Source organism: Nitrobacter sp. MLSD-S21 (assembly GCF_058809865.1).
In genome coordinates this window covers 388758-412637 of the sequence record NZ_JBXASZ010000002.1, presented here as the reverse complement: position 1 = coordinate 412637, position 23880 = coordinate 388758, and the positions used below count along the sequence as shown (strand labels likewise).

Sequence of the window (23880 nt, the reverse complement as noted above, 5' to 3'; positions counted from 1 at the left end):
TCGTCCTCCCCGCAACCACGGGGAGGGGGCATGTTGCGGTTGCGGCAGTTTAATCGACCTACGCTGCCGCGCCGTCCTTTTTGTTCTGACGATTCTTGACGAGATCGTCGACCACGGCAGGATCGGCGAGCGTCGTGGTGTCGCCGAGGCTGGACGGCTCATCCTCGGCAATCTTGCGCAGAATGCGGCGCATGATCTTGCCGGAACGGGTTTTCGGCAGGCCCGGCGCAAACTGGATCAGGTCGGGCGAAGCGATCGGGCCGATGTCCTTGCGCACCCACGCGACCAGTTCCTTGCGCAGCGTCTCACTCGGCTCGACGCCCTTCATCAGAGTGACGTAAGCGTAGATGCCCTGGCCCTTGATGTTGTGGGGATAGCCGACCACGGCGGCCTCCGACACACTCTCATGCGCGACCAGCGAGCTTTCGACTTCCGCTGTGCCCATGCGATGGCCGGAGACGTTAATGACGTCATCGACGCGGCCGGTGATCCAGTAATAGCCGTCGGCGTCGCGGCGGCAGCCATCGCCGGAGAAGTACTTGCCCTTGTAGGAGGAGAAGTAGGTCTGCTCGAAGCGGGCGTGATCGCCATAGACCGTGCGCACCTGGGCCGGCCAGGATCTCGCGATGCACAGGTTGCCGCTGCACTCGCCTTCCAGAACTTTGCCGTCGGCATCGACGATCTCGGGGACGATTCCGAAGAACGGCTTGGTCGCGGAGCCGGGTTTCTGCGCGATTGCGCCCGGCAGGGCCGAGATCATGATGCCGCCGGTTTCGGTTTGCCACCAGGTATCAACCACCGGGCAGCGATTGTCGCCGACCACGCGGTGGTACCATTCCCAGGCTTCAGGATTGATCGGCTCTCCGACCGAGCCGAGCAGGCGCAGGCTTGCGCGCGAGGTTTTCTTCACCGGTTCGTCGCCCGCCTGCATCAAGGCGCGGATCGCGGTCGGGGCGGTGTAGAAGATGTTGACCTTGTGCTTGTCGATCACATTCCAGAACCGGGACGTGTCCGGATAGTTCGGCACGCCCTCGAACATCATCGTGGTCGCGCCGTTCGCCAGCGGCCCGTAGAGAATGTAGCTATGGCCGGTGACCCAGCCGACGTCGGCTGTGCACCAGTAGATGTCGCCGTCGTGATAATCGAACACGTACTGGTGCGTCATCGCCACGAAGATCAGATAGCCGGCGGTGGTGTGCAGTACGCCCTTGGGCTGTCCGGTCGAGCCCGAGGTGTAGAGAATGAACAGCGGGTCTTCCGCGTTCATCGGCTCGCACGGGCATTCACTTTCGACCACGGCGGCAGCTTCATGATACCAGACGTCGCGCGTTGGGTTCATGTTGACCTGGCCACCGGTACGCTTGACGACGATCACCCAGTCGACTTCGCCGTTGACCTTCTCGATCGCGGTATCGACGTTGGCCTTCATCGCGATGGTGCGGCCGCCGCGCAGGCCCTCGTCGGACGTGATGATGACGCGAGATTTGCAATCGCGCAGGCGGCCTGCGATTGAATCGGGCGAGAAGCCGCCGAACACCACCGAATGGATCGCGCCTATTCGCGCGCAGGCAAGAATCGCGTAGGCTGCTTCCGGAATCATCGGCAGGTAGATGGTGACGCGGTCGCCCTTCTCGACGTTGCGCAGCCGCAGGATATTGGCCATCTTGCAGACTTCGTCGTGCAGTTCGCGATAGGTAATGTGTCGGGACTGCGAGGGATCGTCGCCTTCCCAGATGATCGCGGTCTGGTCGCCGCGTTTTTCCAGATGCCGGTCGATGCAGTTGTAGGCGGCGTTGAGCACGCCGTCCTCGAACCATTTGATCGAGACCTTGCCGAGTTCGAACGAGGTATTCTCGACCTTGGTGAACGGCTTGATCCAGTCCACGCGCTTAGCCGCCTCGGACCAGAATCCGTTCGGATCCTTGATCGAGCGTGCGTACATCTCCCGATATTTGGCGTCGTCGATCCAGGCCCGCTTGGCCCAATCCGCGCTTACGTCATAAATCTTGTCGGACATGTTTTTGCTCCACCGCAGGACCCTGGCCCGGAACCAGGCAGGTCCATCTTCACCGTTGCGACGATTATGCGTCGCGGCTTGGTACGGCGACAAGCCGTCAGGTTGAATTCTCATTCAACTGTGTTGAGTCCAGAATCCAGCCTGGAGCACCTGGCGTCACCCGCCTTTATAGCCCGCCCAACTTGCAGACCAGTTTCCATTCCGCCGGCGTGACCGGCTGCACCGAAAGGCGGGAGTATTTGACCAGCGCCATGTCGGCCAGGCGCTTGTCGGCCTTGACGGCGGCGATCGTCACCGGCGTGTTCAGCGGCTTGTCCGCCTTGATGTCGACGCAGACGAACTTGCCGGTCTTGTCGGTGGGGTCAGGATAGGCCTCGCGGATGATTTCGGCGATGCCGACAATCTCCTTACCTTCATTGGAATGATAGAAGAACGCCATGTCACCTTTTTTCATGGCGACAAGGTTCTGCCGCGCCGTGAAGTTGCGCACCCCGGTCCAGGCTTCGCCCTTGGCGCCCTTCGCCACCTGCTGCTCCCACGACCAAGCCGAAGGCTCTGATTTCACCAGCCAGTACGCCATCGCTATCCCTCCGCCCGGAACGGTCGCGTCAGCAGATTGTCGATGGCGCCATCGATCGTCAATCGGCCGGCGAGAATAGCCGCGACCGCCTGTGCGACCGGCATCTCCACGTCGTGGGCGGTCGCCAGCTCGAGCAGCGCCGGCGCGGTGAGCGCGCCTTCGCTGAGTTTGTCGCACGGCGCTTGCTCGCCGCGCCCCAGCGCGATACCGAGCGAGAAATTGCGCGACTGGGGGCTCGAACAGGTGAGGATGAGATCGCCGAGGCCGGACAGGCCGGCAAGCGTTTCGCTGCGTCCGCCGCACGCGCAACCGAGGCGGACCAGCTCGCTGAACCCGCGCGTGGTCAGCGCCGCTAGCGCCGACGCTCCGAGTTGTTTACCGACGACGATTCCGGCCGCGATCGCCAGGACGTTTTTGGCAGCGCCGCCGATCTCGACGCCGCGTACGTCCGTCGTATGATAGGGACGGAAGGCGGCCGAGCCGAGCGCGTGAACCAGCGCGACCGCCAACGCATCGTCTTTCGCCGCCAGCGTCACGGCTGTCGGCAGCCCCCTTGCCACGTCGTCGGCAAAACTCGGTCCGGACAGGATCGCGGGGACGGCATGGGGCGCGGCCTCTTCGATCACCTCGGTCATGAAGCGCCGCGTGCCATGCTCGATGCCTTTGGCGCTGGCGATTACGGGCGTCCCGGAGGGGAGATGCGGGGCCAGTGCGGCGATCGCCGCGCGCGAGTTTTGCGCTGGCACCGCGATCACGACGATGTCGGCGCGGCCGGCGGCGGCGATGTCATGCGACACGATGATGCTGCGGTCGAGCGGAATGCCAGGCAGGCGCGGATTGTCCCGTGTTGCCGAGATCTTGGCTGCGATCGCCGCATCGCGTGCATGCAGCGTCACTTGCCGTCCAGCGCGCGCGGCGGCGCCGGCCAGCGCCGTGCCCCAGGCGCCGGCGCCGATGACCGAAACACGGTTGAGAGATCTCATCGCGACAACGCCTTCAAAATCCGGCGCGGGTATTGGCGAAGCCTGCCGGCGCCTGCGCGCTGGCATCGAGCAGCCAGCGGGCGCGCGGAGGAGTTTCAAGCGTGTCGGTCAAACCCGCTGCCAGGCGTTCGGCACCGGCCCATGCGATCATCGCGCCATTATCGGTGCAAAGCGCGGGCGGGGGGATGATGAGCACGGTTTGTGCCTTGGCGGCGACGCTCTCGAGCGCAGCGCGGATCGCCTGATTGGCGGCGACGCCACCGGCGGCGACCAGTGCGCGCGGCATACCGAACCGCTGTTGAAACAGCTTGAGGCCGACGCCAAGCCTGTCCGCTGTCGCTTCCAGTACGGCGGCCTGAAATCCGGCGCAGAGATCGCTGATGTCTTGTGGCTCCAAGGGATTGATTCGACCGATCTCGTTACGCACGGCCGTCTTCAGCCCGGAGAGTGAGAAATTGGCGTCGGGACGCCCGAGCATCGGCCGCGGAAAATTGAACCGCGTCGCATCACCGCTCGCCGCGGCGTGTTCGACCTGCGGGCCGCCGGGGTAGGGCAGGCCAAGCATCTTCGCAACCTTGTCGAAGGCTTCGCCCATAGCATCATCGACCGTGGTGCCGAGCCGCACATAGTTGCCGACGCCGAGCACCGCGACAATCTGGGTATGCCCGCCGGAGGCGAGGAACAGGCAATAGGGAAATTCCAGCGCGTCGGTCAGCCGCGGCGTTAGCGCGTGGGCTTCGAGATGGTTGACCGCGATCAGCGGCGTGCGATGAACGAGGGCGATCGCCTTGGCCGTGGTCAGCCCCACGATGACGCCGCCGATCAGGCCCGGACCGGCTGCGGCCGCGACCCCCGACAGCCGCGGGAATCCGACGCCTGATTCCTTCATCGCGCTGGCGACGATGCCGTCGAGCAGTTCGACATGGGCGCGGGCCGCGATTTCGGGAACCACGCCGCCATAGGGGGCATGTTCTCCGGTCTGGGACCGTACGATATTGGAAAGAATCCGCGCGCTGCCGTCCGCCTGGCGTTCGACCACGGCGGCTGCGGTTTCATCGCAGGTGGTCTCGATTCCCAGCACCAGCATCGGCGTGTTGTACCTAGACTAGATATGGCCCTTGCGCTATCGGGCAAACCAGCGTTTCCCTTTCCTTGGCGTAGCATTATGAGGTCTTGGCGTGCAATCCTCGGATGAGACAGACATTCTGGCAACGATCGGCACCCGGGGCAGCCCACTGGCGCAGGCGCAGGCCCATGAGGTGCGCGACCGGCTGGCGCGGGCGCATCAGGTGGCGCCCGAGCGGATCGCCATCAAGACCATCCGCACCTCGGGCGACGCCATTCAGGATCGGCCGCTGTTCGATGTCGGCGGCAAGGGACTTTTTACCAAGGAAATTGAGGAAGCCCTGCTCGCCGGCAGCATCGACTTTGCGGTGCATTCGTCCAAGGATGTGCCGACATTTTTGCCCGATGAGACCTGGTTGCCTGCATTTCTGCCGCGCGAGGACGTGCGCGACGTCTTCATCAGTCCACGCGCAGCGTCTTTGGACGATCTTCCGGCGGGTTCGACCGTCGGGACCGCGTCGCTCCGGCGGCAGGCCATGGTGCTGCGGTTACGCCCCGACCTGAAGGTCAATACACTGCGCGGCAATGTCGAGACCCGATTGCGCAAGCTTGACGCCGGGGAGGCCGACGCCACATTGTTGGCGCTGGCCGGTTTGAATCGGCTCGGATTACAGGACAAGGCGACGCGCATTCTCGAGACAGAGGAATTCCTGCCGGCGGTCGGGCAGGGCGCTATCGCGATCGAATCGCGCCGTGACGACGATCGCATCAACGCGTTTGTGAAGGCCATCGGCGACTCTGAAACGGAAGTGGCGCTGAGCGCCGAGCGCAGTTTTCTGGCTTTGCTCGATGGCTCCTGCCGTACGCCGATCGGCGGTCATTGTCGGGTGAACGGCGACCGCATTCACTTCCGCGGTCTCATCATTTCTCCTGATGGCACGGAATCCTATGAAACCGTGCGTGAGGGGATACGTGCGGATGCGGTCGCGCTTGGGGCGGACGCCGCGCATGAACTGCGCGAGCGCGCTGGCGAAAAGTTCTTCACCCTGTTCGCCGGAGCGTGAGGCGTGGCGGTTCTCGTCACACGGCCTGAACCGGACAATGAAACCACGGCGGCGGCGCTCCGTGCGATGGGGCGCGAAGTTTTGTTGTCGCCGGTGTTGCGCCTCGAGCCGATTGCTTTTGAAATCGAGCAGGATGCAAATTATGGCGCGGTCGTCGTGACCAGCGCTAACGCACTGCGCGCGCTCGCCGTTCATCCGGGAAGGGAATCGCTGCTGAAACTGGCCGTTTTCGCGGTCGGCGATCATACCGCCAACGCCGCGCGCCAGGCGGGTTTTCAGGATGTGGTGGCGGCAGGCGGAGATGCCGCGGCGTTGTGCGAACTCATTGTGGAGCGTGTCCGCGCGAAACGTCTGACAAAGGGCACCAGGATTCTTTATCTCGCTGCGGCTGATCGCTCATGCGATCTCGCCGGGAAGCTCGAAGGGCACGGTTTAACTGTCGTGACGACAACATGTTACCGGATGGTGCCGGTGGCGAGCCTGTCTCGCGAGGTTTGTGACGCGTTTGCTTCGCATCGGATATCGGCGGTGCTGCATTATTCTCGCCGCAGCGCCCGCGCGTTCCTGGATGGCGTCCGCATCGGCGGCGTCGAAATATCGGCTTTGGCGGTCCCACAATGTTGCATTTCTGGCGCCGTTGCCGCGATTCTGCGGGATGCCGGCGCCTCCCATGTAGCGGAGGCGAGCGCCCCGGCCGAAGAAGCTGTACTGGAGGCGCTGGATTGTGCGTTGCGGTCGCTATCGCAGTAAGACGTGCGTTACGCAGATAATCGGGGTAAATAGGGGGAGGGGTTTGGAATCTGATACTCGATGTGTCGCTGCAATGGGGAACCGTGACGATGGCAGATGACAAGCATAACGACGCCTCCCAGGAGGGAAATTCACGCCCGCTTTCCGCAGGCGATGAAACCACTGAAATCGCCGAGACGGCAGAGCATGCCGCCCCAACGGACGCGGGTGAAGCAGGCGATCAACAGGCCGGGCGCTGGCCGTCCATCTCGGTCGCAAATGACACGCAAGATGACACTCATCAGGATCGAGGCTGGCAGGATCAGTCGTCGACCGAAGACCTTGAGGCCAACCGTATTTCCGGGACCTCGGACGATGCCGGTTCCGCTTCGGGTGAAGCGGCTGATCATCAGCCTCTCGGCGAGCAGCCGGTTTCTCCGCGTTCTCCGTCCCGGGCGTCGTCGGCACTGATCGCCGCCTTTACAGGCGCTGTCGCCGCCGGGCTTGTGGTAGGCGGTGCGTGGCTGGCGGACTGGCCACCGTCATCCTCCGCCTCATCCTCTGCGTCGCAAGTGAGTTCGGCGGAATTCGGCGCTCTCGCGAATCGGGTGGCTCGGGTCGAATCGACGGCGAGCAAGCCGGCCGCTTCGTCGCTCGATCAGGCCGCGGCGACGCGCATCGACAACTTGGACAAATCGGTCGCATCCTTGCGCGAGGAATTGACAACGTTGCGCGGGGAGCTGGCAACGGTTCGCGGCCAATCCGACAAACTGGCGGCCGCGCTGAAGGACGGATCGCCCGTGCCGCAGCACGATGCCGATGGGTCATCTGATCTTGCTCCATCTGATCTTGCGGCTATCAGTGCGCGACTCGCGCAGACCGAGCAACAGGTCGAGCAGACGACGCAAGCCCTTACCGCGGAGATCGCCAAGCGCGGCGCGGAGACGACCAAGCATGACACGGCTCCGATCAGTGACGGACCGCTTCGTCAGGCCGTTGCCGCGACGCTCCTGAATGTCGCGGTGCGCCAAGGCCAGCCTTATGGCGATTTGCTTGCGGCATCCAAGACGCTGATCTCCGATCCGGATACGTTCAAACCGCTGGAGACGTTCGCAGATTCCGGAGTGCCGAGCGCGAATGTGCTGTGTCGCGAACTTCTTGCGATCGTTCCGAAACTCGAGCCGTCGCCGGTCAAAATCTCCGCCAACGATATCGTGAACCGGTTGCAAGAAAGCGCCGTGCGTCTGGTGCACATTGAGCGTGTGGATGCGCCGCCGGCCGGAGAATCCGCCAGCGCCGTCGTCGCACGAATCAAGGCGGCCGCCCGACAAAACGATGTCGCCTCTGCGAGAAAAGAATTGAATACACTTCCGCCGACCGATCGTACCGCCGCCGAGCCCTGGATCGCCAAGGTCGACGCCCGCGATGCTGCTCTTGCCACCGCGCGTCAATTCGCTTCCGATGCGATGGCGGCATTGGCCAAACCGGCGCCATAGGTTCCAGATGTTTCGTATCATCCTGTTTCTCGTTCTTATTGCCCTCTCTGCATTGGGCGCCACCTGGATTGCTGATCAGACCGGCACGATCGTGATGTCGTGGGACGTCTGGCGGATCGAAACGACGCTACCGGTGTTCGCACTCGGGCTGGGCCTGCTGGTCGTTGCCTCGCTCTTGGTCTGGAGCGCGGTGCGAGGATTGTGGTACGCGCCAACACGTCTCCGCCGCGTGCGCCGGGAGCGCCGGACTGCGCGCGGCAGGGACGCCATTACGCGTGGATTGCTCGCGATCGGTTATGGCGATGCCGCCGCCGCACGCAATCATGCCAAGGTTGCCCGGCGTCTAGTGTCGCAGGACCCCTTGGCGTTGCTCTTGCATGCCCAGGCCGCGCAACTTGACGGCAACGCGGATCGCGCGCAGCGCGCCTTTCGCACCATGGCCGAGCGCGCGGATACGCGGCTATTGGGCTTGCGAGGGCTTTTCATCGAAGCTCAGCGTGCCGGCGATCCGGCGGCGGCAGTGGCGATCGCGGAAGAAGCGCTTAAAACTTCGCCATCTTCGATATGGGCTTCACAAGCCGCGCTCGGCTTTCGTTGCGCCAGGGGCGACTGGGCTGGTGCGCTCGCCATCCTCGACAGAAACGTCGCGTCAGGTCGTATCGACAAGGCGCTGTATCGCCGTCAGCGTGGTGTGCTGCTCACGGCGAGGGCGTTGGAGTTCGAAAAGTCCGATCGCGATTTGTCGCGCCAGAATGTGATGGAGGCGGTGAAGTTCGCGCCGACGCTGGTGCCGGCCGTGGTGCTCGCAAGCAAGTATCTGAGCGAAGCGAACCAGATGCGGCGCGCGATGCGGATCATCGAAATCGCGTGGCTGGCACAGCCGCATCCCGATCTCGCCGATGCCTATGCCCATGTGATGCCGGGAGATTCCGCGCTGCTGCGGTTGGCGCGGGTGGAGAAACTATCGGAAAAAGCGCCTGGTCATCCGGAAAGCGCGCTGGCGATCGCGCGTGCGGCGCTCGATGCCAGCGAGTTCGCTCGGGCTCGCGATGCTCTGGAGCCGCTGATCGCAGCGCCGACGCAACGCGTTGCGATGTTGATGGCCGAAATTGAGCATAGAGAGCATGGCGATAGCGGGCGCGCCCGCGCCTGGACGTTGCGAGCCGTACGCGCCCTGCACGATCCGGTCTGGACCGCAGACGGGTACGTGTCTGACCACTGGCGTCCGGTTTCGCCGGTAACCGGGCGGGTTGACGCGTTTCAGTGGCAGACTCCTTTGGCGGCGCTGCCTTCGAGCAGGCCTCCCTTGGTCGAGGCGGAAGTTTCGGACCAGATCGTGGCAGATACGCCCCGCGTCGAAGCCTTGCCCGCCGCCGAGGACTCCAAAGCTCAGGACGTCGCAATACCACCGGTTGATGTCGAAGCTGCATCGTCTGGAATTATTGCTATGCCGGACGAGACTGCGACATCACTGACCCATCACACGCAATCCGAGGAAGACAAGGCCGGCGCTGTTCCCGACGTGATCCCGATCGTTCGCGCTCCGGACGATCCGGGGGTCGATGACAGTTCCCAAAACGATGGGTTTGTTGAAGACGATCCCGCAGCTGCGCGACAGGCCGGAGGGCTGCGGGGGCTCCTGTCACGCCGGGGTAGCTGAATGCGGCCGGGCGGCGATTTTTACCGGCGGCGCAGCGGCCGGGTTCTTGCCAAGGGGGATGGTGCCCGATATCAGAGGTCCCGCGCCTCGGGCTGTGGCCTGGGGGCCGCATGCACGGCATGTATGAAGGATAGCCGCTTTAGCTCAGTTGGTAGAGCACATCATTCGTAATGATGGGGTCGCGTGTTCGAGTCACGCAAGCGGCACCAGCCATATAATTGAAAATGCTAGCTAAATTTGTGAGGCGCGGTTGCCGGCCGCGCTGCTGCTTTCGCCAAGGAACCCCCGAGGAACCACGCGAAATGAAACAAGCGGGCATTTCAGCCTTCCGCATACGAAAGCTCAGTCAAATCATGCCGAAAGCACTTATTGCCGCCTTTGCACTATTGGCTACATGCAGCCTTGCGATTGCTTGGGACGGCACTAACACCAACACTGGCTCAAGCGTCGAAATCGATCGCGGCCAACTGGTACGCTCCGGCGAAACAATTGAGGTTTACGACAGTAGCGAAGGCTCAAAAACCTACGATGTGGATAGCATTAGCCGCAGCGGCGGTACTGTTGAGATCGAGGCAACTGACACTGCTACGGGTGAAAGCACGACGCTTAAATGGATGACAACTAGGAGCTTCGCCCGGGAGGGTGCTTCAGGATCTCAAAAAATAAAACCTGGACCCTGAGCGACCTAAAGTCCCTGTGCTATATTCTCGCATTATCTCCACATCCATTTTAGGGAACGAGATGACGTGATCAACAGCAAGACGGCTATCGAGCTACAGGGGATCGCGGCCCTCGGTGGAAGCTTGGAAGTCGACGGCAGTCGATATACGGCTCTGGAATTACAAGGTATCGCCGCTTTGCTGTGGCCAAATGCGTATTTGAAAGTTCACAATTCAGCATCGAAAACGGCGATGGAGATGCAAGATATTGCCTCGATAAAACCAGGACAGGTTGTTTTCGCTTAGGCGCCAACGGTCCAATTCGCGCCCGTCGCATTCTGAATGACTTTAATTGCGCTCGTGCGCGCGAATGTGGCCACAAACGCGTGATGCACACTCAATATGTCCTCCTGGAGAGATTGATCATCCTCAATCGCCGTAACGTTGAGGCCTATCTCTCGGCACTTGTCGAGTAGGAAATGGTGCGAGTGTTCAGTGGTGCCCTCGTAGTCCATCAAACATTCAGTGACGCTTTTGGCCTTCTCTGCCGATTCTGCCTCTGATGCAAACATGTTTGTCTCAAGCCATTCCGCAACCATGCGGCGGGTCCCTTCCACCGACCGCTCGCAATCCGCAATGAATGCCGGCGGATATTTGCTAAATACCTGCTGCCAGACGATCTGTTTAAGAGGCTCGGCTTTCATTTCTTTGATCGCGCGATCGACTTCGGCCAACACACCCATGGCGGGATGGCCTCGCACCTGAGGATCGGTGGGCCCAAGGCAAGAATGCTTCCCGAGTAAGATTTCACGGCTGGCGCAAGCGATCATTGTGCCTGCGGACATCGCCATGTGCGGCACGATCACTCGGATGTTCTTTCCGAACATCTTGTACAAGTATTCGACTAGGGCCCTTGCCGCTTCGATACCTCCACCAGGAGTATGAAGAACAAGATCTAGTCCACGGTTTCGATCGACACCATGCACTACGGCCATCAAGCCGTTCATGTCTAAGTCGGTGATCGCTGTTTCAGGATGAGGCAGGCCGTTCGGTGCCTTCGATTGAAGGAAGCCTGAATAGTAAGCGATGACCGCGCGATGGACGCGGTCTTCTAAAGCCCGAAGGTATTTCTGCCTGACTTGATCCGCAGCGTTCGGCTGGCCGATGCCATCAATCTCGACGTTGATCTCGTTCCAGGTGGGCATCGTCCTGCACAGTATATGAGCGAACGGTTATCGGGGTAAATTCACCGTATCCGGAAAACCCACCCGAAAACCCTGCAATTTCAACGGACAAAGATGAATCAAGAGCTGACGACACACCAATGGCTACACCCGCTTCTCGCAGTGCTCCCTCGCGGCCATTCATGGCTTGCTCCAATGTAAGCAGAATTGTTGTTCGCGTAACACGCACTGATTCGGCGGTCAAATTACCGATTCGCAGAGGGACAAGCCTCCTGTGGATCTACTAGTTCCAACTTGACCCGAATCCGTTAGCAGCCTGTTAACCATAATGCCCCCGCGAGTTCTTTTGCCTCCTCGCTCCGCGACCGCGCACCCGCAAGTGTCATTGGCCGACCTCATTTTTTCCCTCTCTTCCTCATCCTCACACCCGCCCCACCACCATTTTCCGCGATGAACTCGACGCCGGCCTTTTCGAGGGCGGCGCGCACCCTCTCCTTGGCGTCCTCTGACACAGCGAGCCCGCCGGCCTCCCGTTCCATTCGTTTGATGGTCGGAAGTGATAGCCCAGCCTTGCCTGCTAGATCTGTCTGTGACCATCCCAACAGACCGCGGGCGGCTCGTATCTGCTCAATCAAAATCACCGATAATTCCTCTTGATCCTTTTTGGATCATGTGTATGATCCATTTTGTATCATAGAGAAATCGGCGAGACAATCCCATGACCACGAAAGGCACCATCACGGTGAACGGCGGAGCTATGCCCAAATTCAATCGCAAGGCCATCATGGCACGTGCGTGGGCCCTCTTTCGAGAGACCTACAAGTATCCGGCAATCAAGTTTTCCATCATCGGCTGGAAGTGTTTCGGATGGGCGCTCCGGACAGCGTGGGCTGAGGCTCGCGAAGCCGCGCGTGTTGCCGCCATCCCGGCCGACGTAAAGGCGGCCCGTATCGCCGTTCTGACCCGCACCATTGAACTGGCTTCGTATAGCGAAAGTTGGCCGGAAGTTTCCCGGACAGTCAGCGCCGCTCGCGCAGAGATCATCCTTCTTTCCAACCAGCACTAGCATCGGAGGCTATCACCCATGTCTCAGACTGAGATCATTCCCAACGTAACAAGACGAGGCGTTCTGTCAGGCGCGATTGCTACTGCTGTTCTGCCTGCGATGGCGGTTGCGCAATCGGACGACACGATTCAGACATTGTCTGAAGCGTTCGAAGCGGCGTGGGCTGCCTCGGATGAATTTTATCGCAACGTCCCGACCGGCTCTACGAACGAGGACTACGAGAGGATGTTCAGGCCGGTCTCCGATCTGGCAAGGCGCATCGCCGATATGAAGATGACAACGCTTGAGGGATTGAAGCTCAAAGCTCGCGCGCTGCAATGGTGCAACGAAGAGTTTGACTTCATGGATGGCAAGACGACGGACGAGCGGCTTGCTTACGGCTTGGTCCAAGACCTGCTGAACCTAGGGGGCTAAATCATGCCACAGGCTGCAAAGGTATTACCATTTCCCAGTAAGAAGCTCACGTTCAAAGCTGAACGGATCAACTGTAAGGCGGTCATCAATCGGTACAATGAGAACCGAGTCTATATTGCGATGGCCTTGCAGCTTCTTAGAAAATCACCTTCTCAATTAAAGAATGGCATTAATAACGTCGCCATTGATGGTTCTGGTGCCGGATTGCCGGCTGATACCGTGGAACGACTGACGTCTGATTTCGATAGAATCGCGGAAGACTGCGAAAACATTGCGGAACTCCTTCGCTCTGTTTCTGCGCGGATGACCGCTGTCAGACTTGGATTTGCATAACTCCTGAAATCCCCTTGGCCAAAGGAAGAGCGACAACCAGAGCCCTCATTGGGCCTCGGTTTAGCGAATGCGAGCTTGCTAGGCGGCTGGGCGCGTAAGCGCCCAAACGCATTCTGTGGAGGTATATCGAGGATTGAGAGAGTTCCGATCGCATCGGTCTATCGGGAAGCCATGCCGTATCACTTGATGCATTCTCCGCATCGGAGAAACAGCATGACCAAGAACAGACTCTCTGACCTCAATGACCATCTTTTCGCGCAGATTGAGCGCCTTGCAGATGAGGACAATACTCCCGAGAAAATCGATCAAGAGCATAAGCGCGCCGAAGCGATGGTTGGCGTGGCGGATCAAATCCTACGCACCGCAGCGGTGCAGTTACAGGCGGCGAAACTCGTGTCGGATCACGACGGCGCCGATCCTCGCCCGTATCTGTCAATGATGGAGAAGCCGGCGGCCGACACGGCGCTTAAGTTAGTGGCGGAAAAATGAAGCGGCCGTACGAAAAGAAGTTTACAGCGAAGAAGAGATGAAATTCTTGGAGCGGCATAGCAATATGTCACGCCGAAAGCTTCATTCCCTTTTTGTCACCAAATTCAATCGAAGTGACATGTCGGTATTCAACATAAAGGATTTGTGTCGCCGTAAAAAGTGGGGTTGTGCCCCACGTTGCCCTGTTGGGACGCAGAGAATCTACAGCGGATACATACACGAGCGAATAGACCGGTCTAAGTATCCGAGCTATCGCGGCTCCAACTTCGCACGGAAGCATGTATGGCTATGGGAATTAAAGAACGGACCAGTCCCAAAGGGTCACATGTTGAAATGTCTCGACGGGAACAAGCTCAACACCGATCCCGATAATTGGGTTCTTGTGCAGATAGGCATCATTTCAAGACTGTCTCGTCGCAACTATGACGATGCCCCCGCCGAGCTCAAGCAGACGATTATGGCTGTCGCCGAACTCGAACACCAACTTCATCGCACGCGAGGAGGGTCATGAGACTACTGTCTTTCGCATTGACCACCCCGCAATTCCTCGACGGCTCCAAGGACGTGACCCGGCGCATGGGCTGGCGTCGAAACAAACGGTTTGATGCTTCCCGCTTCGAACAGATGCCGACAGGATAGGATGTTATTAAGAAACTATCCGGCGTGATTCTAAAGGCCTGATTTGTTCTTCAGGAACGGAACAAGTCGAAAGCGGGAACGAATACCCATCTTTCACAACGCGGTAGAAATCATGCTTCAAATGAAGGCGATGAGTGTCGGTGCGTTGAAGCGCTCATCGCAAAAAAAACCCGCCACCAGGATCAACCGGCAGCGGGTCTTGTACGCACGAATACTGGCCCTCTCGGGTTAAGTTTAGATTCTCAGAATCGGGTGAATGTTAAGTTAAGGCGGGTCTCACGCCTATTACCCACTGCAAGCCGGATTTCCTGTTGCGCATCTGTATATTCAGGCGCCTTTGGCCTGACGTTAGATCAGATATCTGCCCTTAGCCCCGCAGCAAGCGCTGCCGCTCGTTGTTCGCTGCTACTGGGAATAATGGTCGGACGGTAGATCGAAAGCATACGCATTGCCTCCTGGTCACCATGGAATACCGCGCGGTCAGTAAGGCACTTACGTTGCTCCGACGACAGACCCGATCTCCCCCGGAAAGTCCTTTTCGATTCAAGCTTCTGTAGGCGCCTGCCTAGATCGCTCATTGCGCGGTCATCCTTTCCAAGCGCTCTAGGCGCTCGACAATCTCGGAGGCCTCGAAAGCCTTCACGTAACTATCCATGATCTTTGATATCTCGCCGGCATCGGCAGGAGTCAGTTCACCAGCAGCAACGGCTTCTAAAACTGCTGAGAGGGTTGTGGCTGCATCCTGGGCGCTCCTGATCTGAGGGAAATCGAATGTTACCGGTCGATCCTTCCGTGGTGGAAGAATGCGGTCCATACACAGGCGCAGCGCCGCCATATCACCCGCCAACGCCAACTCCACCGCCTTGTTCGTCAACGCCTCGGCTTGACCGTCCAGCAGGATTTCGAGCGTCACCGTCGTTGCGTTGCGCGATCCCTTCGGCCTCCCAGCGGGATTGCCGGAGTGCCCCTTTCCGAAAGGCCTTCCCCGCTGTTTTCCCGCTGTATCATCAGCGCCGGGCATCAATTCACTCCTCCCAGCGACGCATTCTCTTTCATGTCACTTCTTGTCCATCACGTAGAGAATTTGGGGTTTGGCAGTGGAGCGTTTCTCGCTGGCCTCGGCTTCACATAAGGTGCGCAGAAGGACTATCGTGTTGGCTGGATTGTCTGGCTCGATGCTGTTTGCCTTCAATAGGTCGGTCACCTCGGCGTCAGTGGCTCCGCCTCGCACAACGATGTATTTCCCCGCGAGGTATGGAGCATTGATCCGCTGCTCCAACTTGGAGAGTCTGTGTCGGGATGTTACCATTCCTCACCTCTGCCACATGATTGCGGACAATCCGCGCATGAACGGATACTCAAGGCTTATGCAAATCCTCGATAAGAACTGGCCCTGGCAATTCCTGGCCGCGTTTTTGTTCATTGGTGTGATGGCGGGTCTCAAGTTCATGATGACCGGATTCAACCAGGACTTCGGCTGGGGCTTTGGAATCGGAGCCTTGACGGGATTGTTCATCGCGCTAGCAGGCGTTGGTTGGCGACGGGGGGAGATGACGCGAGAAGAAGTCTTGCCACCTCCCGAGCGGCGTTATTGATCGGGTCGAGTGACTGACGGCGGCGCGCGGTATCCATCAACGATTGAACAATCTGATCACGCGCCGATCCCTGAGCTACTGCGAGCCGTCCTAAGTCCTTGGCAAACCGCGCTGCCCTCTCCTCCGCATTTGATCCAAGCGCCTTCTGCCCCGCCTTCTGAGCACCCCGAAGAATAAGCCCCGCAATGGTCGTGTCTGTCGGGATTTGGCTTGGCGTAGACGCATGGTCTAAAAAGTCACCGAACCTGCTAGCCATTGCCGTATCAGACCCTGACGTAACCCGGTTGTTTGTCCGGTAGAATGCTGTCTCACGGTCAACTGCATTCAAAACGTCGTCGGCTTGTGGCCCAAACAGTGTTCGGAGTCTGTCTCTATTCCAGTCGCCCTCCGATTTAACGAGGCGCTGCAAGGCAGCCGGATCGTTTGCATTGGTCCCGACAACGCGATCAAGCTCAGCCCGCGCTCCCTGACGCATCCGTAATGGTGCAGCCGATGGCCCCACCATCCGTCCTTGCGGCAACGCCCCCTGCTGTACCTCTTGCGCCAATTCTTGAGGCCGTGGAGCGGTTCTCCCGCTATCTAGTACCTGCTGTCCTCTCCCTAGCGCATCGCGCTGGCGGGCCAACTCAGCGAATTGAGCGTCCACATCCTTAATACCGGGGACGGCTTGTCCCAGCATGTCGTCGACTCGCTGCCGGTATCCTGAAAGCGTCCTGATGACTTGCGGGTTGGTCTCGCCGGCTAGCATCCCGTCAATAGCTTGCCGGGTCTGGAATAGCGTTCCTGGATTAGGATCGAGATTTCCAGGTGCACCGTGAATATCGAGCATCCCGCGCACCTGTTGCGCCGCTCGCTGAGCAGGACCACGCATGTTGATAGCGTCGGCTTCGATTGCATGAGCCAGCGGCTCGGTATCGACTGCTCTCGCGCCCCGAAATACCTCACCGTATTGCGGGCCAAGGTCACGCTGTCCCGCAACAATGCCAGCTTCGACCTGAGAAGGGACAGGTGGCGCGCCTATCGCAATGTCCATGTCCGCGCGTAACCGCGTGTTCTTCGCCGCATCGCGCGTCAATAATGGAACTGCGATTTCGTCCCGCATCCCCGGCTGAGAAGCCGCGCCTCGTGCAACACCCATCCATTCGGGCGATACGTCAGCTAGCATGGCTTGCGGGCCGAGGCGGTCAAGATCAGCGCGTAATGCCGCCTGTCGCGCCGGGTCACCTACAGTCTCCAAAGCATAGTTGGCGGCTGGCCGGGGGAGAGCTGAAAGAGCGCCAGTCGGTTTGCTGAGACCGCCAACACGGTCGGCTATTGTCGCTGAGACTTTGCCGGCCCCGGAAGCAATAGCCGGAGAAAACCCGCCGACCAAAGCGCCAGTTAGGCCACCAATCCCTGTTGAGTTTAGATCACCCCCACTCCGTACTGCCGCGTCTGCCCCACCGACGGTGCCGCCCGATAGCATCGAAGCCATCGATCGGGCAGCCATAGAGCCACCACCACCACCGAATGCCGCTGGCGCAGCCATCATTGCAGGGGCGACGCCCGCGACTCCCCCCGCTATTTGTGCAGCGGTATCAACAACCGGATGCTTCGCAGAAAAATCCCGGTCCATGCCTTGCTGCTGGCGCAAGGACTCAGCGCGCCTTTCGGAAAAGGTAGCACCCTTAAGTTGGTTCTCCTCCGAGAACAGCGGGTTCAGAAGAGGAGCCAATGCCGCGTTGGTCGCAGCATTCATCTGGTTCAGCGCGCCGCCAATGATAGGCACACCGGTTGCGGCGGATCGAACGACATTATTGACTGAGAGCTCACCCTGACCGCCACTCGCCGTCGGCGTGACCGTAGGCTCGACGTATTTTGACCAAGGACCCGCTTTGTCTGGTTCCGATTGATACCTCTCCCATGGGCCGGCCATTACTGCACCTTCTCCCATGACGCTTGATTGGCCGGATCACCGCCCTTGAAGCGATGCCCGTCAACAATGTCGCCAACAAGCGGGACATCGCCCTTTCCACCAAGGCCAGTCAGCATCTGACGCATCGCCGGCGTCATGATACTGTGGCGATTCAACTCGCTTAGACGCTTCTCGGCATCGTTACGGCTGATCTGGTTCTGGCTGTACTGACTGATGATGTCGGCGCGCTCGATATTTATCGCAGACTTCGCCTTCATCATTTCAGAAATGGCGACATTCGCTTCCGGCTTATTGCGAAGCGCCGGCAATGACCGCAACATGCCATCATATTCAATGTCCGACGTGGATCCAGAACCTGGCGCGCGCATAGTCGGAGCAACCCGCTTGACGATAGCGTTGAAAGCATCGCCGGCGGATGAGACGCCAGGGAACATCTCAGCGAGGCGACCGGTCAACGGGCCTTGCGGGGCCACCTTGATCAACTCGTCAAGCATCTGCAAATCTTGCACCTGCCCAGCCGAGACGTGACCCGCTTCCTGCCACGCGGTCCAGTTTTTCGCCGTCCCCTCATCCAGCTTCTTACGCAACTCGCCGTCCGGGGCTTGTGCCCCAACCTGTATCGGGACGGAGGTCGCGCCAGCTTTCTTGCGTGATATATCCCACTGGCCAAACGGCATGGGCTGCCGGCCCGCTCTGCTTTCCTGATCAGCATAGAAGTTATATGCGGCGACTTCGCTTGGCGCATTCGCTGACGGCTTAAGAACAGTTACCTTCCCAAGCGCGTCGCGCTGTACCAAATTTCCCTGCTCATCCAGAGTCGGGGCAGATAGCGGCGTCAACTTGTTTCGCTCGTCCTGAATTTTCATCTGGTACAGCGGGTCATTCGTTTTTGTCTGCGCTTCAAGCTGGTTCTGAAACAGCAATGCGCCGATCCTGCGATCCTCAGGAGAGACGTACGGACTCGATACCAATTCGAGGATAGCGGGATGGATCGCGGGACGCGTCGCTGCCGCGTCCTGCCCAGGTATGGCGTAGCCCTGTGTCGGCTGAGCATTTGCAGGAAGGGCCGCAGGATCAGACGAACCGGCATATTGCGCAACCCGCCTGTTCAGGTTTTCAGGCGACGGGCGAAGAAAGTTTCTTGCGATGGCAACTGCCGCTTCTTGCGGTGTCTTAGCTGACATAAACGACGCGGCAGACCCAGCCTCCGATCCATTCAATTCCTTGAGCAAGAAATCCAATTGAGTATCTACGTCTCCAACCGGACGGCCCGTTGCCTGTGCGAAATGCTCTAGCTCTACTCTGCGAGGCCCCGTCCACTGAGCCAGCCCAAACCCGCCACGTGATCCCGGCGCAAGGGGTTTTGCCTCGTTAAGACCAGGGTTAAAGCCGCTTTCATCGCGGAAGTTCATTATGAACCCGTCCGCAACAGGAACCGGGACGCCGCGCTTGATTAGGCCCTCACGAATGGCATCAGCACCAGGCATATTAGCCGGAGATGATCCAGCAGGCACAGCACTGACGGCAGGAGTGACAACTGGCGTTGTGGTCTGCCCCCCAATATTACCGAGTGCGCGGGCCACAAGGTCGTGAGAGTACGTAGCGTTAGATCGCGAAGCTGTATCAGCCTGACCACTTTCCATCCCGCCTAACAAAGCCTGAGCAACCCTCGACGCGCCCTGCCATGGCGAAGCGATCGGGGAATAGTCCATCCCGCTTGCCATCAAGGATGCAGCCACCTTGCGCTGCTGAGCGATTTCCTCGGGCGTCATACGTGCGCCGCCGGGACCCCAAATAAAATCGGCCATCACCGCCGCCCCTTCAACAATGGCAGTCCGTATTGTGCCGCACCGCCAAGTAGAGCGCCGCCTAACGAAAACATCCCACCCATTCCAGCCTGATAGTTCCGGGACTCGTTCTGGAAGTTCTGGTTCACCAACCCGCTGTAATCGACGCCTGCCACCTGAGACTGTGGGGTGCTGGTAAAAGATTGGTTCGGCTGCGTGATCTGCGATCCGGATAGTAGCGCGGTCGTCTCATTGATCGGATTTGCCCGAGTAAACGCCGCCTCTTGGAATGCCTGCCCTCTCCCGTTGAGCGCAAGCTGGTTCATCTGGTCATTGTTGGCCTGATCCATCCGCTTCATTTCAGCCGCATAAGCCGCCGTACCGGGACGAAGGCCACGGTTGATCAACTGACGATCCAGAGCGGCGCGGGCCTGCTCTTGCTGCGGAAGGATGCGAGACGACGCTAGGTCATAGGCCCAATCAGCCGCATCCTGATTATCGAACTTGAACGGCGTTGCGAGCATGGAGCTGAGCCGAGCAGACTGATCCTGAGCTAACCCAGCGAGATTACCTTGAGCCGCCTGCGTCTTGTCGAAAATGGCTTGCTGAGAAGGCGAGAGTGTTTGCGTCGCGGTAAATTGCGGGGCCGTGATCTGCTTACCGCTCGGATCAGTCATGGTCGTAGAACCAGTCTGATTATACGCCAAAGAACCATACGGTGTGTTCTGCCCGACCATGTTCATGGCCTGCTGCTGCTGAGCCGTGAAGCTGTTCCACGATCCTTGAGCGGCTGCGGTCTGTGCCGGGTCCGGAGCGCTTGGAGCCTGCTTTCCCATTGGATACTACTCCTTAATTCAAGCTGCCGGCATGCGCGGCTGCCGCCAGCCGTCGAAGAAATCCAGCTTCTAAAAATTCACACCGCCCGCCTGTAACTATCGAGTAGAGACAGAGCGACAGGAGTTCGAAACTTTGATGCCGCTTGGCATAAGAAAGGGCCTGATTGGCAAGCGCCTCTCCCGTGACGAAATCAACCCGATCGTCACCACTCCGCTGCACCGCAAAGAAGTTTGCGTTTTCCAAATCCACAAATGCCGGGAGATCATTCGGTGGTTCGAGCATTGGCTCTTGATGAGTGTTCATGTCGCTCTCCACTCACACGACCGCCAAGAGCGACGGCTCAATGCCGTCTGCCCTTAGCCGATCAATCACGGAGCGGCGGACGTATTCAGATTTACTTTGAAATTCGCGCTTCGCAGCGGCGTCGATCGCTTCCGAGAGCGATTCCGGTGCCCGAAACTGCAGAAGCTTAGTGTGACGTTCCATGACGTATCCGGTGCTGATGTCATGCGGATCACAGTACGAGGCGCGTGAGGAACAGCTACCTACGTTCTGAGAAGATGGAATAAGCCTGATGAATTTTGAAGATATGGCGCCGGGGGCTGCCGCTGTCACGTCACGGGCACTCGATAGTCTGCGGCGAGCTAATGCATCCCCGGGAGCGTTCAAGCGCTTTTGAGCCGGCTGCGTGCACTAGTGAACAGAATTTCATCGTTCGGATATGCGATGATGCTTTATTACCGCGCGGGAGCAACGCCATGCCGAGACGCCGGTTTAAGGAAATCCTGCCTTCTTACGCTGCGCCTCCTAAAGAAGGCGTGCCTTCTCCCGGCCCCGCCGAAAGCCAAGCGGACTTGGACGCCCTGATCGTCAAGTGGGTGTCGTCGCCGGGCCTCCAGCCGCCGAAATAGCGCTGGCGCGAAACTCTCAGCGCGACGATTCTCGCGGAGACAACCGCCGGTCTTCAAATCGCGCATTACGAGGAACTGTGAATAACGGCGACCGTTAGCCTCATCATCGCCCGACCCCGGCAGTTATCGGTGACTGAGAGCAGCGCGCGCTCCCGCCTCAAGTGGAGCCAGCAATGTGCGGGAAGTGCGACACTCTGCGCCGGGAGATAGCTCTCGCACGAGGCCTCTTAGCTGATCTCACGGACCCGAGCAGCATCGCACTCGTTAAGGCAGACATCGAGCTTCTCGAAGAGAGTCTTTTCGCGGTGATAGCGAAGCACCATTCCGGCGCGACGTAGGCTCGCTCCCCCGGAGGGCCCTAGCACGGTCTCGCAGCTTTTTGCCCCCAAAGCCCCCGCGGGACCGTGCACCCCAAGGCCGGGCTCAGGAAGAATCAAATTAAGTCACAACGATGAATGAGAGCTTTCCGGTCCGCAGCTCAAGATTCCATGCCGTCTGCCGCGCATAGCTGGTAAGGTCATCCATCATCGCCCCTTTCGAGGCATCCGCCGATGACTGGGAGCAGCGCGAGCTTCCGCCTCTCACGGAGCGCGCCATGTGCAGCGAATGCGACGAACTGCGCCGAAAGATTGCCGTCAACCGCGGGCTTTCGATCGGACTCAATGACCCGGATAGCATCAGCGTCAATAAAGCCGAACTTGCAGCGCTCGAAAACCAGATGGATGTGCTGTTCGGAGAGCACCTCGAAGCGGCTCGGCCCTCAAGCCAGAAAGCCCTCGATAAAAAGCCGATGGTGCAGTAGTTTTTGGCGAATTGAGCGCTAGCCCCAAGTTTACCTCTAAGGCCTAAAGGTCGTCAAAACAGCACTTCCGTGCTCGTCGGCCTACTGCCCTTTAGGCTTGCGGCGATGGCGGTTCGCGCCAGCTGGGCTATTCACACCCGGCGGAAACTCAGTTCGGGCTCATCAGGAAGTCCCTGTACTGGCGGTCCCTGCCCTTCATATGCCTTAGCAAGGCCTGGCGTCGCTGCTCGGGCATGCCGGGGCCGTGCTCTATGAAGGCCTGCACCGTCTTCTTAAATTCCTGGGCCCGCGGCTCCGATTCCTTCGTCAGGTCGCCATACTGCGCGATGATTTCCTGCACGCGCATCTCTATGTCGTCCATCTTCATAATCCTCTCGGCTGTCATGCTCATATGGCGACCCCGCGCCCGCATAACCAGCCTGCACGCGCCGAAAGGCTCCTAGCAATACGAACTTAGTTCCGGTCGTTGAGGAAGTCTTTGTACTCTTCATGCAGCTCGACCATATTGCGCATGAGGATTTGCATCCGTTCTTCCCGCGTGCCGGGGCCGTTCTCAAGGAAATGCCTCAGCATTTTCTTGAACTCCTGTACTGAAGTCTCCGTGCTCTGAGGCGCGTCGGCGTACTGCTCAATAAGCTCCCGTGCCTTCAACTCGTCATCGTAGCTCATTTCATAACCCTCTCGGGGTAGTCAGGTTATATGGTGGCTGACTCGCTACGAGGCTAGACCACATTGAAAGCAGGCGTACCTTCACACGTTAAATTGCGCAGACAAAAGCCGCGCCGTTATGGAGCGGCTTCTTGCTTCGTCTTTCCCGGATCGGACGAGCCGCGAATTTTATTTGCGCTCTAACCCTTCTCTTTTGAAGTAAGCAACGACGCAATCGCTGGATCGATCGCCGCTTTTGTACCGGCGGAGCGCCTCATAGTCGCCATCCAGGAACATCGCCAGCGCAACCTTGCTGACAATCCACTGGCCACCGCCAACCCTGCGACCAATACCGTGTTCGATGCACCAGTTACGGACAGTGCCAGGTGATTTGCCAGCGCGTTCGGCGGCTACGTTGAGCGGAATGCCTTCACGTTTGTCGTAGGGGATGAGTGTCATGCAGCCTTCAGACATGGGCGACCTCCGACAGAAGGACGCCGCCCGGCGAGGGGCGGGAGAATCTCAAGACGGCTCCGCTCGCTCGTCTGATCAATGCACCTTCCGCGGTGAGCGCAATGACCTCACCGCCTTGGACTAGAAGCAGCAGGCCCATGACATCGACCCGGCGAGCAGGCTGAGTTGGGTGGACGCCAAACAGATCGAGCGCGGTCCAGCCCATCGCATGCGCCGTCGATGACCATCGGCCGAGGAATTGATCGGCGTCGTGCAGCAGCACTTCCCACCGATCTGGCATCATCCAATCAGGGGACGCGCGCTCTTCAGCCCTGCGAGAATTGCAAGCCATTCAGGAGGAAAGTCGTTGTCAGCATTCGCAGCTTCCCCTTCTTCAAAATAACGGGTTACGGGGGTTACAGGGGTTACACCATTGACAACTAGCTGATCTGACTCACTTTTGTTGTTACCCCTCAGGTGCGATGGCTGTAACCCCTCGATCTCAAGGGGTAACATAGGCGCGCGACAAGGGGTTACGGCTACAAGATTGTTTC

Annotated in this window: 30 protein-coding genes and 1 tRNA gene; 14 read left to right on the top strand and 17 right to left on the bottom strand. The window is 59.3% G+C overall.

Annotated elements, in window-relative coordinates; all coding sequences use genetic code 11:
- Positions 1–58: 58 nt before the first annotated feature.
- From acs to tsaD, 4 genes are all read right to left on the bottom strand, one after another.
- A complete protein-coding gene (acs, locus tag AC1RT6_RS07760) occupies positions 59–2017 on the bottom strand; it encodes an acetate--CoA ligase (RefSeq protein WP_079445624.1) in 1959 nt (652 codons plus the stop codon).
- A gap of 166 nt (positions 2018–2183) precedes the next feature.
- Positions 2184–2597, bottom strand: a complete 414-nt coding sequence (locus AC1RT6_RS07755; protein WP_079445592.1) for an EVE domain-containing protein — start codon at positions 2595–2597, stop codon at positions 2184–2186.
- A 2-nt stretch (positions 2598–2599) separates the two neighbouring features.
- Positions 2600–3580 (bottom strand): NAD(P)H-dependent glycerol-3-phosphate dehydrogenase, encoded by a 981-nt coding sequence (locus tag AC1RT6_RS07750; RefSeq protein WP_079445593.1) that lies wholly within the window; start codon positions 3578–3580, stop codon positions 2600–2602.
- 13 nt (positions 3581–3593) lie between these two features.
- Positions 3594–4667, bottom strand: coding sequence for a tRNA (adenosine(37)-N6)-threonylcarbamoyltransferase complex transferase subunit TsaD (gene tsaD / locus AC1RT6_RS07745; protein ID WP_079445594.1), 1074 nt, complete (start codon positions 4665–4667; stop codon positions 3594–3596).
- Positions 4668–4758: 91 nt separating this feature from the next.
- Between tsaD and hemC the strand changes: the two genes are divergently transcribed.
- The 7 genes from hemC to AC1RT6_RS07710 all read left to right on the top strand — a co-directional run bounded on the left by hemC (position 4759) and on the right by AC1RT6_RS07710 (position 10559).
- The gene (gene hemC, locus AC1RT6_RS07740; protein ID WP_079445595.1) at positions 4759–5709 is read left to right on the top strand and encodes a hydroxymethylbilane synthase; all 951 of its coding nucleotides are present in this window, start codon (positions 4759–4761) and stop codon (positions 5707–5709) included.
- Between the two features lie 3 nt (positions 5710–5712).
- Positions 5713–6459, top strand: coding sequence for a uroporphyrinogen-III synthase (locus AC1RT6_RS07735; RefSeq protein WP_079445596.1), 747 nt, complete (start codon positions 5713–5715; stop codon positions 6457–6459).
- Positions 6460–6548: 89 nt separating this feature from the next.
- Entirely contained in the window at positions 6549–7934 is a 1386-nt protein-coding gene (locus AC1RT6_RS07730) for a COG4223 family protein (RefSeq protein ID WP_079445625.1), read from the top strand.
- A 7-nt stretch (positions 7935–7941) separates the two neighbouring features.
- Positions 7942–9594, top strand: coding sequence for a heme biosynthesis protein HemY (locus AC1RT6_RS07725; RefSeq protein ID WP_079445597.1), 1653 nt, complete (start codon positions 7942–7944; stop codon positions 9592–9594).
- A gap of 133 nt (positions 9595–9727) precedes the next feature.
- Positions 9728–9803, top strand: a tRNA-Thr gene (locus tag AC1RT6_RS07720).
- A 93-nt stretch (positions 9804–9896) separates the two neighbouring features.
- On the top strand, positions 9897–10274 hold the full coding sequence (locus AC1RT6_RS07715) for a DUF5334 family protein (protein WP_244553397.1): 378 nt from the start codon (positions 9897–9899) through the stop codon (positions 10272–10274).
- A 66-nt stretch (positions 10275–10340) separates the two neighbouring features.
- Positions 10341–10559, top strand: coding sequence for a hypothetical protein (locus AC1RT6_RS07710; protein ID WP_079445598.1), 219 nt, complete (start codon positions 10341–10343; stop codon positions 10557–10559).
- Here AC1RT6_RS07710 and AC1RT6_RS07705 read toward each other — a convergent pair.
- Both AC1RT6_RS07705 and AC1RT6_RS07700 read right to left on the bottom strand, forming a co-directional pair.
- Complete coding sequence (locus AC1RT6_RS07705; RefSeq protein WP_472791263.1) at positions 10556–11458, bottom strand: SDH family Clp fold serine proteinase; 903 nt, start codon at positions 11456–11458, stop codon at positions 10556–10558. The two genes, AC1RT6_RS07710 and AC1RT6_RS07705, sit on opposite strands and share 4 nt — an antisense overlap.
- Before the next feature lie 374 nt (positions 11459–11832).
- The gene (locus AC1RT6_RS07700; RefSeq protein ID WP_079445601.1) at positions 11833–12078 is read right to left on the bottom strand and encodes a helix-turn-helix domain-containing protein; all 246 of its coding nucleotides are present in this window, start codon (positions 12076–12078) and stop codon (positions 11833–11835) included.
- A 77-nt stretch (positions 12079–12155) separates the two neighbouring features.
- On the opposite strand from AC1RT6_RS07700, the gene AC1RT6_RS07695 reads away from it, so the two are divergent.
- From AC1RT6_RS07695 to AC1RT6_RS07675, 5 genes are all read left to right on the top strand, one after another.
- Positions 12156–12503: a hypothetical protein gene (locus AC1RT6_RS07695; RefSeq protein ID WP_079445602.1), complete on the top strand. Its 348-nt coding sequence runs from the start codon at positions 12156–12158 to the stop codon at positions 12501–12503.
- A gap of 18 nt (positions 12504–12521) precedes the next feature.
- A complete protein-coding gene (locus AC1RT6_RS07690) occupies positions 12522–12917 on the top strand; it encodes a hypothetical protein (protein WP_139372819.1) in 396 nt (131 codons plus the stop codon).
- A 3-nt stretch (positions 12918–12920) separates the two neighbouring features.
- Positions 12921–13250 (top strand): hypothetical protein, encoded by a 330-nt coding sequence (locus AC1RT6_RS07685; RefSeq protein WP_079445604.1) that lies wholly within the window; start codon positions 12921–12923, stop codon positions 13248–13250.
- A 213-nt stretch (positions 13251–13463) separates the two neighbouring features.
- A complete protein-coding gene (locus AC1RT6_RS07680) occupies positions 13464–13739 on the top strand; it encodes a hypothetical protein (protein WP_079445626.1) in 276 nt (91 codons plus the stop codon).
- 37 nt (positions 13740–13776) lie between these two features.
- On the top strand, positions 13777–14250 hold the full coding sequence (locus AC1RT6_RS07675; protein ID WP_493029389.1) for an HNH endonuclease signature motif containing protein: 474 nt from the start codon (positions 13777–13779) through the stop codon (positions 14248–14250).
- A gap of 702 nt (positions 14251–14952) precedes the next feature.
- Here AC1RT6_RS07675 and AC1RT6_RS07670 read toward each other — a convergent pair.
- From AC1RT6_RS07670 to AC1RT6_RS07640, 7 genes are all read right to left on the bottom strand, one after another.
- Positions 14953–15399, bottom strand: coding sequence for a DUF5681 domain-containing protein (locus AC1RT6_RS07670; RefSeq protein WP_079445606.1), 447 nt, complete (start codon positions 15397–15399; stop codon positions 14953–14955).
- 36 nt (positions 15400–15435) lie between these two features.
- Complete coding sequence (locus AC1RT6_RS07665; RefSeq protein ID WP_079445607.1) at positions 15436–15687, bottom strand: hypothetical protein; 252 nt, start codon at positions 15685–15687, stop codon at positions 15436–15438.
- Positions 15688–15890: 203 nt separating this feature from the next.
- On the bottom strand, positions 15891–17888 hold the full coding sequence (locus AC1RT6_RS07660; RefSeq protein ID WP_472791265.1) for a hypothetical protein: 1998 nt from the start codon (positions 17886–17888) through the stop codon (positions 15891–15893).
- The gene (locus AC1RT6_RS07655) at positions 17888–19696 is read right to left on the bottom strand and encodes a phage tail tip lysozyme (RefSeq protein ID WP_472791266.1); all 1809 of its coding nucleotides are present in this window, start codon (positions 19694–19696) and stop codon (positions 17888–17890) included. Before AC1RT6_RS07655 ends, AC1RT6_RS07660 begins: the two co-directional genes overlap by 1 nt.
- Positions 19696–20352, bottom strand: coding sequence for a hypothetical protein (locus AC1RT6_RS07650; RefSeq protein ID WP_210189117.1), 657 nt, complete (start codon positions 20350–20352; stop codon positions 19696–19698). The genes AC1RT6_RS07655 and AC1RT6_RS07650 overlap by 1 nt, the downstream gene beginning before the upstream one ends.
- Positions 20353–20524: 172 nt before the next feature.
- On the bottom strand, positions 20525–20815 hold the full coding sequence (locus AC1RT6_RS07645; RefSeq protein WP_139372821.1) for a hypothetical protein: 291 nt from the start codon (positions 20813–20815) through the stop codon (positions 20525–20527).
- A gap of 12 nt (positions 20816–20827) precedes the next feature.
- Positions 20828–20998, bottom strand: a complete 171-nt coding sequence (locus AC1RT6_RS07640) for a ribbon-helix-helix protein, CopG family (protein ID WP_173815900.1) — start codon at positions 20996–20998, stop codon at positions 20828–20830.
- Between the two features lie 272 nt (positions 20999–21270).
- Between AC1RT6_RS07640 and AC1RT6_RS07635 the strand changes: the two genes are divergently transcribed.
- Positions 21271–21423 (top strand): hypothetical protein, encoded by a 153-nt coding sequence (locus AC1RT6_RS07635; RefSeq protein ID WP_158081489.1) that lies wholly within the window; start codon positions 21271–21273, stop codon positions 21421–21423.
- Between the two features lie 595 nt (positions 21424–22018).
- The gene (locus AC1RT6_RS07630; RefSeq protein WP_079445613.1) at positions 22019–22225 is read left to right on the top strand and encodes a hypothetical protein; all 207 of its coding nucleotides are present in this window, start codon (positions 22019–22021) and stop codon (positions 22223–22225) included.
- A gap of 148 nt (positions 22226–22373) precedes the next feature.
- On the opposite strand, the gene AC1RT6_RS07625 is transcribed toward AC1RT6_RS07630, so the two are convergent.
- From AC1RT6_RS07625 to AC1RT6_RS07610, 4 genes are all read right to left on the bottom strand, one after another.
- Entirely contained in the window at positions 22374–22592 is a 219-nt protein-coding gene (locus AC1RT6_RS07625; protein ID WP_493029384.1) for a hypothetical protein, read from the bottom strand.
- Between the two features lie 86 nt (positions 22593–22678).
- The gene (locus AC1RT6_RS07620; RefSeq protein ID WP_079445631.1) at positions 22679–22894 is read right to left on the bottom strand and encodes a hypothetical protein; all 216 of its coding nucleotides are present in this window, start codon (positions 22892–22894) and stop codon (positions 22679–22681) included.
- A gap of 168 nt (positions 22895–23062) precedes the next feature.
- Positions 23063–23347, bottom strand: a complete 285-nt coding sequence (locus AC1RT6_RS07615; protein WP_079445632.1) for a MerR family transcriptional regulator — start codon at positions 23345–23347, stop codon at positions 23063–23065.
- Positions 23340–23627, bottom strand: a complete 288-nt coding sequence (locus AC1RT6_RS07610; RefSeq protein ID WP_493029382.1) for a hypothetical protein — start codon at positions 23625–23627, stop codon at positions 23340–23342. Before AC1RT6_RS07610 ends, AC1RT6_RS07615 begins: the two co-directional genes overlap by 8 nt.
- Between the last annotated feature and the right edge of the window lie 253 nt (positions 23628–23880).